This window comes from uncultured Acetatifactor sp., from assembly GCF_948601915.1.
GTDB lineage: Bacteria > Bacillota > Clostridia > Lachnospirales > Lachnospiraceae > Acetatifactor.
Map to the genome: position 1 here is coordinate 1 of NZ_CAPDXS010000172.1, position 10,011 is coordinate 10,011.

The following is a 10,011-nucleotide window of genomic DNA, read 5'->3' on the forward strand; positions in this document are numbered from 1 at the left end:
TGGAGTTCAGACGTGTGCTCTTCCGATCTGAAAGCGATATAAAAGAACTTGAAGCCGAGGTTATGCAGTTGGCGTAATCAGCAAAGCAATTCGTCATTTGATGAAAAAACAGGATATCTGTTATGGGATGCCCTGTCTATTTCTTAACGAAAAAAGGATACCCTGGGCAGGTGACGGCTATTCTGCCGCCCCCGGATGCCCCGCCAGGTGCTTCACGAAGACGGCATCCCGGTTTTTGCCATACAGCCCGGGGCGCTGATATATCCGTGTTTCTCATAGAAATCTGCTGCTCAGGATGCTGGTGTAGATACCGTTTTGTCTGGTTCAGTATACCATTTTTTCACCATGTGAACAGACACAAAAAATTTACGTCCTTTTCGGAATTATGTACCTACGAAAAAAGAGGAAATAAATGTAAAATCAGGAGGTCGTTATGAGGTATTACGAAATAGAATATGAGATGTATCAGAGAGCAGTGGAACTGATAGAAAAAAGGTATCCTATCGGTTGAGGCGGAGCTGGCGTTGTCCACACTTCCAAAGGGAATTATTATACAAGTGTTTCAATTGAAACCGCTAACGCATCTGCAATTGTATGTATTGAACTGGGAGCCATGCTTGAGGCTCACAAATATAATGAAAAAGTGACGCACTGCATGTGCATTATCCGTGATGACGAAAGTTTTCCATATAGAGTATTATCACCATGCGGCATTTGCCAGGAGAGATTGCGGTATTGGGGCGAGAATGTACAAGTGGCAGTTACAACCGAAGAGAAAAAAATCCGATTTGTAGAGTTAAAGGAATTGCAACCATATCACTGGACGAAAGCCTACCCTGCTGACGAGCTTGAACATTGGGAGGAATAAAGCAATTCACGGTTATATAGAATGGTTCAGTATGTGCTTTATGCACTGGGAACACGTTTCCGAAAAGGAAGAAAATTTAAGTAGTAAGGCAACATCAAATATGAAAAGATAGTAGCGGAAAACAGCGGCATGGACGGCGTGGCGGGCTGCATGGAGAAGCATCCGCCATGAGAGGAAGGAAAAGCGGATGGGCTTTGGAAACGATTATCTGCAGGAAGAACGCAAAGCGGAATTGCAGTATTGGCTCAGCGGAGACTACGAGTCATTCTGCGGCAAAAAGAAGGAAATATATCTTGCGGCAGGAAAGGCGATAAAAGATGCCGGCCATACTTCCCCCGGGCACAGCCCCGGAGGATACCGGAACGAACTGAAATATGCCGGCGATCTGGAGCTGGCCTTTCGCATCGAAACAGAGGAAAAGAAATTCCGGAGCGTCAGAAAGCAACTGCCCGCCCCGGAATATGCCAAATGGCTGCAGAAGCTTGTCCGCCTGCGCAACCAATATGCCCGGACGGCGGGTTTTGAGAACTACCTGGACTACAGGTACGCGCTTTGGGGAATCGGCGGGGATGTGTTTGCCAGAGCCGCTTCCAGGCAGCGCAAGGCGGAAAAGACAGACAGCATGGAACTGAGGAGATGGCTGGGAGAAGTATCCGCAGACCGCAGGCTTGCCGTGGAAAATCAGAGGGCGCTTTTCAGGGAAATAGATGAATGCTGGAACCTGAACGGAAGCGGGATACAGATTCACGATGAAGACCTCCCTGGATTCTATATCGGCGCCTGTGTGCCCGTCAGCATTCCTGACGACATACATGTCTTAATCAACAGAAGACCCGGACTGTCAGGTTTTTCCGTATTCATGCATGAAATCGGCCATGGCTTCTACTATACCAACATTGTCACGCCGGACATCCATGGGCGGAGGGAACCCTTCAACCTTATCATGGAAGAAACGGTTGCGCTGCTGTTCGAGAACCAGGTTTATACAGATGGGTTTTCCAGAGAATTCCTGCATACTGACAGGGGCATGTGGCTTCCAAAGGCAGAATTCCAACTGGATTACCTGCTGTGCTGTGCGGAATTCGAGGAAAGGATTTACAGAAAAGCCGATCCTGATTTCGACGCGGAATGGAAGGCGGCCTGTGCTTTCACGGGAGAGGAGGAAGGGGACGGATGGACAAAGCCCCATTTCTTCGTGTCGAACCCGGGCTACTTTGCGGCCTATTTCATAGCCGCCTTTTTGGCAAAAGAGACCTATCGATATGCGGACAGGGAAAGCAGGGACTTGTTTGACTTTATCCGGAATGAGATATGCAGTCCCGGCGGGGCGCTTGCATATGAGGCATTTCTGGAAAAGGTTCTGCCATAAGGCTGCCGGGCAAGGGTGAAAAACACTCGTTGCCCGGCAGCTTTAAAAATTTCTGAAATCAGTGTAACCTTTCTCCTCCCAGGCACCTCTAACAGATGTAAACAAACATGTTTGACATTTACAATTGCACTTTGATTCTGGAAATGGAATCTGTACTGCGGTTCCATGACAGAACGATGATAACGGACAAAGGCGGTGAACATTTTGGATTCTCTGGAAATCAATCTGGTGAGACAGGCACAGAGGGGCAAAAAGGAAGCCATGGAACAACTGTTCCTGATGGAAAAGGAATATCTGTACAAAATGGCTTTCCTGTACATGAAGAACAAAGAGGACAGCCTGGATATCGTCCAGGAGTGCATCCTGCGCTGCATCGTATCCATAAAAAGCCTGAAGCAGCCGCAGTATTTCCGCACCTGGATGACCAGGATCCTGATCAACTGCGCCCACGAGGAGTGGGCCAGGCGGGGAAAGTATGACCTTGCGGAGGAAGAGGTATTTGCGGCGGAGGAAGCGTTTCCCCGGGAAGAGAGGCTGGATTTGTACCAGGCAATCGATAGGCTGAATTTCCCTTATCGGGATATCGTTATTCAGCACTATTTTGCGGGGAACAGGCTGAACGAAATCGCGCAGATGCTGAACATGCCCATAGGGACTGTGAAGGCGTACCATTCCCGGGCGAAGAGCAGGCTGAAATGCATGCTGGAAGGGGCACAATGAAAGAGAAGGAGAAGCGATTCTTTCAGGTGGGACATTTGGTGGAGGGATAATATGACAGAAAATAAGGTTTGGAATGAGATGGAGGTTCCCATGGAGCTGGACAGCGTAATCATGGATGCGGTAGCGGAAGGGCACAAAAGGCTTAGGAGGAGACAGACAAGAAAGCATTGGAGGACAGCGGCCATATCCATGGCCACGGCAGCGGCCTGCTTCCTGGCGGTAGTCATTGGATTCGTCAACCCCGTGGTGGCAAAGGCGTACAGCAGCATCCCCCTCATCGGGAATATCTTCGCCTACCTCTATGATACCGGGGACTCCGAAATTCCCTTTGCACAGGTGGGGGAAGCCGCGGTGCCGGTGGAGCAAGGGGGACAGGCGGACGCAGGGCAGGGACAGACGGACGTAGGGCAGACGGATCAGGTGGATTCGGGGAACCAGGAGGACGCAGGGCAGTGGCAGGCGGATTCGGGGAACCAGGGGAATCCGGGGAATCCGAATCCGGAGCAGCAGGAAGGCCTTGCCGCCGGAGAGGAGGCCGCCGGAGGGGAAGCAGAAGCGGAAGACCCGGTGCGGATAGCCCTAAAGGAATATTTCTGCGACGGATACAGCCTCTACCTCTCATTTGAGGTGACCAGCGAGGAGCCCTTTTTAGAGAGCGCGGCGGACATAGCGGGCAAAAAAGGTGGTATTTTCCTGTATGCTGCGGAAAACATCACCACGGAAACCGGAGAGCGCTTCGAAGGGAACGGGAGTCTGACCATCAAGGGCATTTTCACAGACCAACATACTTTTGTGGGGATTGCCAGAAGCGGAAGCTCCTTGGAGGGATATCCTGTAACGGACGGATTGACCTATGAAATGCGCTCCGGGCACATGAGGGTATTTATCACAGATGAGGCAAATGGAGATATCAAAGGCCAGTGGGAAGTCTCGGCGGAAATCACCTGTGCGAAGGAACCCCTGCTGACAGAGCAGATAGGGCAGACGATTCTCGGCGGACATGTATTGAAGGAAGTGGCGGTACAGCCCTATGAGATCCAGGTAGTGATAGAGGAGCCGAAGGGAACGTCACTGACAGAGGAATACATCTTGATAGAAGCTTTCGATGACAAGGGAAGGCGCCTTGACTGGGCATCACAGAGTGGCAATCGATTTGTGGAGGATGGGGAGAAGCGGCAGGAGATATATATGTTCGAGAAGCCCATGGATGCGGAAAAAATCACCATCTTCGCCTTGGACGAATTGAAGTGGATGGACGAATGGAAGGGGTATCTGTACTGCGATGAACCCTGGAGCGGAGAACAGATGATAGAGTTCCTGAAAGAGAACTGCTTCACCTACGGGGAGGTGGAGCTGCCCCAAAGCAACTGACCGGGGCGGGCAAAATTCCATAAGCGTTAGACCCTGGCCTGGCATAGTTCGGCAGCCGCAGAGACCTGTTCTGCGGCTGCCGAAGTCTATGTAGGGCAACAGAAGCGGCAATAGAAGCAGCAACAGAAGCGACAATAGAAGCAGCAACAGAAGCAGCAACAGAAGCGGCAATAGAAGCAGCAACAGAAGCAGCAACAGAAGCAGCAACAGAAGCGGCAACAGAAGCGACAACAGAAGCAGCAACAGAAGCAGCAACAGAAGCGACAATAGAAGCAGCAACAGAAGCAGCAACAGAAAACAGCAACAGAAGATTGTGGAGCCCAGGAAATTATGGTACAATGGGAGAGCCAGAGCGAAGGAGGATGAATGGCGAATACGACTTGGCCAGAGCAGGCAGGAACGCCGCCAGCGTGCTTTAACTTAGGAAACATCACAGGGAGGGAAGAACATGGCTCTATGTCTAAATGCGAATACGGCATATAAGGATTTTCAGATGCTTCGCCATGACAGATATTTCGTGGACAAGACTGCCATCATTGAAAAAGTGAGCGAGCGGATCAAGACCAAGAACCGGTTTTTGTGCATTACAAAGCCCCGGCGCTTCGGCAAGACTTCCGTGCTGAATATGCTGGGAGCCTACTATGGAAAGACATACCCCTCAGAAGACCTCTTCGCCGGGCTGGACATCAGCAGAAGCGCAAGCTACCGAAAGCATCTGAACGGATATAATCTCATAAGCTTTTCCATGAATGACCTGCCCGGAAGAAAGAACACCTACCAGGACTATATCGGGCGATTTGAGAAGAATATGAGGAACGACATTGTGCAGGCCTATCCGGAGCTGGCGAACAGGGAAATCGACAGCCTGCCAGATCTGCTGACAGCCACAGGGGACGAGTTCATATTTATCATTGACGAATGGGACTACCTCTTCAGCCATGACATCTATCGGGAAAACCAGGGGGATTTTCTGGAATTCCTGAGGGACTTGCTCAAGGACAGGGCTTACGTGGCGCTGGTGTACATGACCAGCGTGCTGCCGATCAAAAAGTACAGCACGGGATCCGCCCTGAACATGTTTAAGGAATATACCATGCTGAGGGATCCCTACTTTGAGGAATATTTTGGTTTTACGGAGGGGGAGGTGGAAGCGCTGTGCCGCAGACAGAGCAGACTGACACTGGACGAAATTTCAGAATGGTACAACGGCTACAGCACCGGGGACGGCAGAAGGCTCTACAACCCACGCTCCGTGGTATGCGCCCTGGAGGACGGATGCTGCCAGAGCTCAAGGACTGGCAGGATGGACGAAGTGCTGTTCTTCCTGAAATATAATATTGGCCAGGTCAGGGACGATGTGGTAAAAATGGTCAACCATATGCCCATCGGCATTGAGATATACTGCAGACCGCCAGGATTTACACTGGTGTCTTCGGGAAAGTACCTGACTGGCGGTCTGCAGTCTGGTTGCACTGCAAATTTAGCCAGTGCGCAGTATGAACAAGGAATACGCAGCCGGACAGGAAAATCCCGCCAACAAGAAGGAAATATATGCAGCCATGGTAATTTATGGCCTGCTATCCTATCATGAAAGAGAATTATGCATTCCCAATAAAGAGCTTATGATAGAATTTGAGAATGCGCTGGAGGACGATGACTTCGGATACGTGGCAGAATTGGTCAGGAATTCTGACGAAATACAGACAATCAAAGATACAGCGGCCGGAAAAAGGAGGAGAGAAGAACAATGAATCAAAACACCATATTGCCCGGAGCCGATACGGGCAGAGACGATTGCTTCAGCAGGGAAAGCATCCTGGAGGAGGATTTCTGCATGGAGGAATGCCTTGCGGCGGCGGAAGCCGGAGACCCCGGCGCCCAGGGCGTGCTGGGCGACTGCTATCAGTACGGCTGGTTCGTGAAGAAGGACTACGCCGCCGCCGTGGCATGGTATGAGAAAGCGGCAAAGCAGGGGAACGCCGCCGCACAGCGCAGCCTGGGCTGGTGCTGGAGCAAGGGCAGGGGCGTGGGCCCCAGCGAGAAGAAAGCGGTATTCTGGTACACCAAGGCGGCGGAAGGCGGCGATGCGGACGCCCAGCACAATCTGGGAGTGGATTACGACTACGGGCGTGGAGTCAAAGAGGACAAGGCGCAGGCTCTCATCTGGTACAGGAAAGCGGCGGAGCAGGGGCATGAATGGTCACAGTACAATCTGGGCGTCTTCTACGAACGTGGATACGGCGGCCTGGAGCAGGATTGGCAGAAGGCGGCGGAATGGTACGCAAAATCCGCCGCCCAGGGTTTTCCGGATGCCCAGCATAACCTGGGGAACTGCTACTATCGCGGCCAGGGCGTGGAACAGAGCTTTGAGAAGGCTGTGAAATGGTATCGGGAAGCCGCCGGACAGGGGAATTCCTGGGCCATGAGCCAACTGGGGGTATGCTATGAAAACGGCCAGGGCGTGGAGCAGGATTTAAGCAGAGCCGTTGCCTTTTACAGAGAGGGGGCTCAGAAAGGCAACGCCACCGCCCAGCATAACCTGGCTGGCTGCTATTACTATGGGACGGGCGTGGAGCAGGACTACAAAAACGCCTTCCTATGGTACGAAAAGGCCGCAAAACAGGGCTATGCCTATGCCCAATACATGCTGGGACTGTGCTATGAGGAGGCAAAAGGCGTGGAGCACGACCAGCACAGCGCCGTAGTGTGGTACAAAAGGGCAGCGGAACAGGGCTATGATTATGCCGAATACGCCCTTGGCCTGTGCTATGACCAGGGCACGGGCGTGGAGCAGGACAGCGCCCAGGCAGCGCAGTGGTATGAGAGGGCGGCAGTCCACGGAGATGCGTCCGCCCAGTGCAACCTGGCCTGCTGCTATAAGGACGGGGAAGGCGTGGCGCAGGACTACAGAAAGGCCGCAGAGTGGTTCCGGAAAGCGGCAGAGCAGGGCGAGCCCAACGCCCAGAACAACCTGGGCTGGTGCTACGAAAAGGGGAAGGGAGTGGAGCAGAGCGATACCCTGGCCGCAGAGTGGTGCAAGAAGGCGGCGGAGCAGGGGAACTCCCAGGCGCAGTACAACCTTGCCATTTATTACGAGCGGGGGACGGGAGTGGAACAGGATCTGACCCAGGCAGCCAAATGGTACGAGAAAGCGGCCGAACAGGGGCATGCGCCCGCCCAGTACGAGGCCGCCTGCTGCTACGATTCCGGAAGCGGCGTGGCGCAGGACGGCGCCAAAGCCCTGGAATGGTTCAGGAAAGCAGCCCAACAGGGACATAGGGATGCCCAATTCCGGCTTGGTTTCTGCTATAAGAACGGAGAGCATGCGGAACAGGATTATGCCCAGGCTGTGCTGTGGTATCGAAAGGCCGCCGAACAGGGTCATATGTCTGCCCAGAACGACTTGGGCTTCCTCTACAAAAAAGGATACGGTGTGGAGCAGGACAGCGCCCAGGCCGCGGTATGGTACGCGAAGGCGGCAGCCCAGGGGCATATGCAGGCACAGCTCAACCTGGGCATCGCCTACATCACAGGAAACGGCGTGGCTCAGGACGACCGGAAGGCTGCCCTGTGGTTCGCCAAGGCAGCCGTGCAGGGCTCCGCTACCGCCCAGTACAACCTGGGATTATGCTACGAAACCGGAAGGGGCGTGGAGCCGGATGTGTATGCGGCCACGGAATGGTATGAAAAGGCCGCCGAACAGGGGGACGCGAAAGCCCAGGCCGCGCTGGAGCGGCTGGAGGAATACTGGGAGGACGAACCGTAACCCCGGGGACGGCTCCCGGGCAGTATAGTCGTTTTCCCCGGACAGGGCACCTGCGGCGGCAGGAGGTGAGGAGATTCGTACAGGAGAAACCGGCATCCAGATCTGCATCCCCAAGCCAGGGCAGGGATTCCCTGTCCTGGATGCCAAAAGTCCGTTCCAAATGAGTCCTACAGACTGCTTCCTCTTCAGAAGAGGCGCACTGGGGCAAGGCCGTAAAAGAAATTTCACTGGGTGCCGGAATGCCCGGTGTTCTCCGCAGAGCGGCAAGGCCTGCCAGCAGGGCGATGAATTCATCCCGCCCGCAGGGTTTTCGCTCCGGGATATGATTCTGATACTCCTGGACGAATGATAGCACCTGCGGAACCAGGCCGGTGTCGTAAGGGTGGAAATCCATCAGATCTGACTGCAATGCAGTATTGTCCTTAGGCCGATTGCCAGGATTACAAATGTTCCGCCAATTATCCTACTAGGGAACTGGGTGGAGCAGTGGGCTTTGAAATCGAGTGCAGCGTGTCTGTGGAGTGCCATTAGAATAAACTGGTTATTTTAAAAGACTAAAAAAATACTGTGGCCTGTTCGCATGAAATATGATAAAATACCAGTAAAAGCAGGGGGGTGAGGCCATGAATACAGATACTACCATAGCGAAAAACATCCGTGTGGCTGATGAGAAAGCCGGCTATGACGCGGCCTGCAAGCGGCTGCTTTCGGAGAAGATCATTCTGGCATGGATTATGAAGAACTGCCTGGAAGAATACCGTGACTGTGATGTGGAAGAGATTGCGGAAAAATATATTGAAGGCACGCCGCAGGTGGGCGAAGTGGCAGTGGCTCCGGACGAATCCAACCGTGCTTCTATGATACAGGGAGCCGGAAACGAAGACGCTTCTCTGACGGAAGGGACTGTTACCTATGATATCCGCTTTCTGGCAACCGCTCCTGTCTCCGGGGAACTGATTCGTTTGATTCTCAATGTAGAGGCCCAGAATGATTTTTATCCGGGTTATCCGCTGATAAAGAGGGGAATCTATTACTGCAGCCGGATGGTTTCCGCCCAATATGGAACAGAGTTTACGAATTCCCACTATGAGAATATCAAAAAGGTATACAGCATATGGATCTGTATGAACCCGCCAAAGAGCCGTGAGAACAGCATTACCCGTTACTACATCGCGGAAGAGAATCTGGTGGGCAGCGTAAAGGAGCGAAAAGCGGATTATGATCTGATGGCGGCTGTCATGATCTGTCTTGGGAAAGAGGCGGATGCGGGTACGGATTTATTGAAACTGTTGAATGTGCTTCTGTCCACGGAGACCGGTTCACAGGACAAGTGCCAGATATTGGAGGAAGATTTTCATATCAGAATGACTTTAGCCTTGGAAAGTGAGGTGTCGCTTATGTGTAATTTAAGTAAGGGTGTGGAAGAGAAAGGAATTGAAAAAGGAAGACAGGAAGGAAGACAAGAAGGAATAATAGCTATGGTATCAGCATTAAAGGATTTACAAATTGCGGACAGCATTATTCTGAAGAAAATCCAGGAAAAGTTTCATTTGGCGGAAGAAACAGCAAAAATGTATTTGTAAGTATAACAGGAAGAGCATTTACAGGTGCTCTTCCTTGTTTGACAGAATAATATAGAGCTAATTTTTGCACTTAAGGTTATTATGGAGAATTATATCACAAGTTGTAAAATAGTTACTATTGGTGAGGGTGTATTAGAATGGATATAGGTATCAAAGGATTATCACAAATGCGTCTTTTGTGGGGATGATGTGTGGCATATTTTAAAAGAACGTGAGCAAACAGCTTGCAGAGGAAAAAGAGTCTCCATAAAAATCAGAGAGCCAGGGTTTTCCGGCAGAGTTTTATTCCCGCGAGCAATGAGCCAAGCGGCCGTGCTTGCACGGCCAGTTGGCG

At 52.0% G+C, this 10,011-nt stretch carries 7 protein-coding genes and 1 pseudogene; all 8 read left to right on the plus strand.

All coding sequences use genetic code 11. The annotated features are described in order from the left end of the window. Positions 1-523 precede the first annotated feature (523 nt). Positions 524-868 (plus strand): annotated as a pseudogene (locus Q2B33_RS24740) (cytidine deaminase); the annotation flags it as partial. A 187-nt stretch (positions 869-1,055) separates the two neighbouring features. Next, entirely contained in the window at positions 1,056-2,237 is a 1,182-nt protein-coding gene (locus Q2B33_RS21190) for a hypothetical protein (protein ID WP_300571815.1), read from the plus strand. 195 nt (positions 2,238-2,432) lie between these two features. Then, on the plus strand, positions 2,433-2,957 hold the full coding sequence (locus tag Q2B33_RS21195; protein ID WP_300914234.1) for a sigma-70 family RNA polymerase sigma factor: 525 nt from the start codon (positions 2,433-2,435) through the stop codon (positions 2,955-2,957). A 51-nt stretch (positions 2,958-3,008) separates the two neighbouring features. Further along, positions 3,009-4,328, plus strand: coding sequence for a hypothetical protein (locus Q2B33_RS21200; RefSeq protein WP_300571819.1), 1,320 nt, complete (start codon positions 3,009-3,011; stop codon positions 4,326-4,328). 448 nt (positions 4,329-4,776) lie between these two features. Beyond that, a complete protein-coding gene (locus Q2B33_RS21205) occupies positions 4,777-5,919 on the plus strand; it encodes an AAA family ATPase (RefSeq protein ID WP_300571821.1) in 1,143 nt (380 codons plus the stop codon). A gap of 31 nt (positions 5,920-5,950) precedes the next feature. Continuing rightward, positions 5,951-6,079, plus strand: coding sequence for a hypothetical protein (locus Q2B33_RS21210; protein ID WP_300784863.1), 129 nt, complete (start codon positions 5,951-5,953; stop codon positions 6,077-6,079). Continuing rightward, a complete protein-coding gene (locus tag Q2B33_RS21215; protein ID WP_300571825.1) occupies positions 6,076-8,094 on the plus strand; it encodes an SEL1-like repeat protein in 2,019 nt (672 codons plus the stop codon). The genes Q2B33_RS21210 and Q2B33_RS21215 overlap by 4 nt, the downstream gene beginning before the upstream one ends. Before the next feature lie 734 nt (positions 8,095-8,828). Further along, entirely contained in the window at positions 8,829-9,677 is an 849-nt protein-coding gene (locus Q2B33_RS21220) for a hypothetical protein (RefSeq protein ID WP_330687858.1), read from the plus strand. The last annotated feature ends 334 nt before the right edge of the window (positions 9,678-10,011 follow it).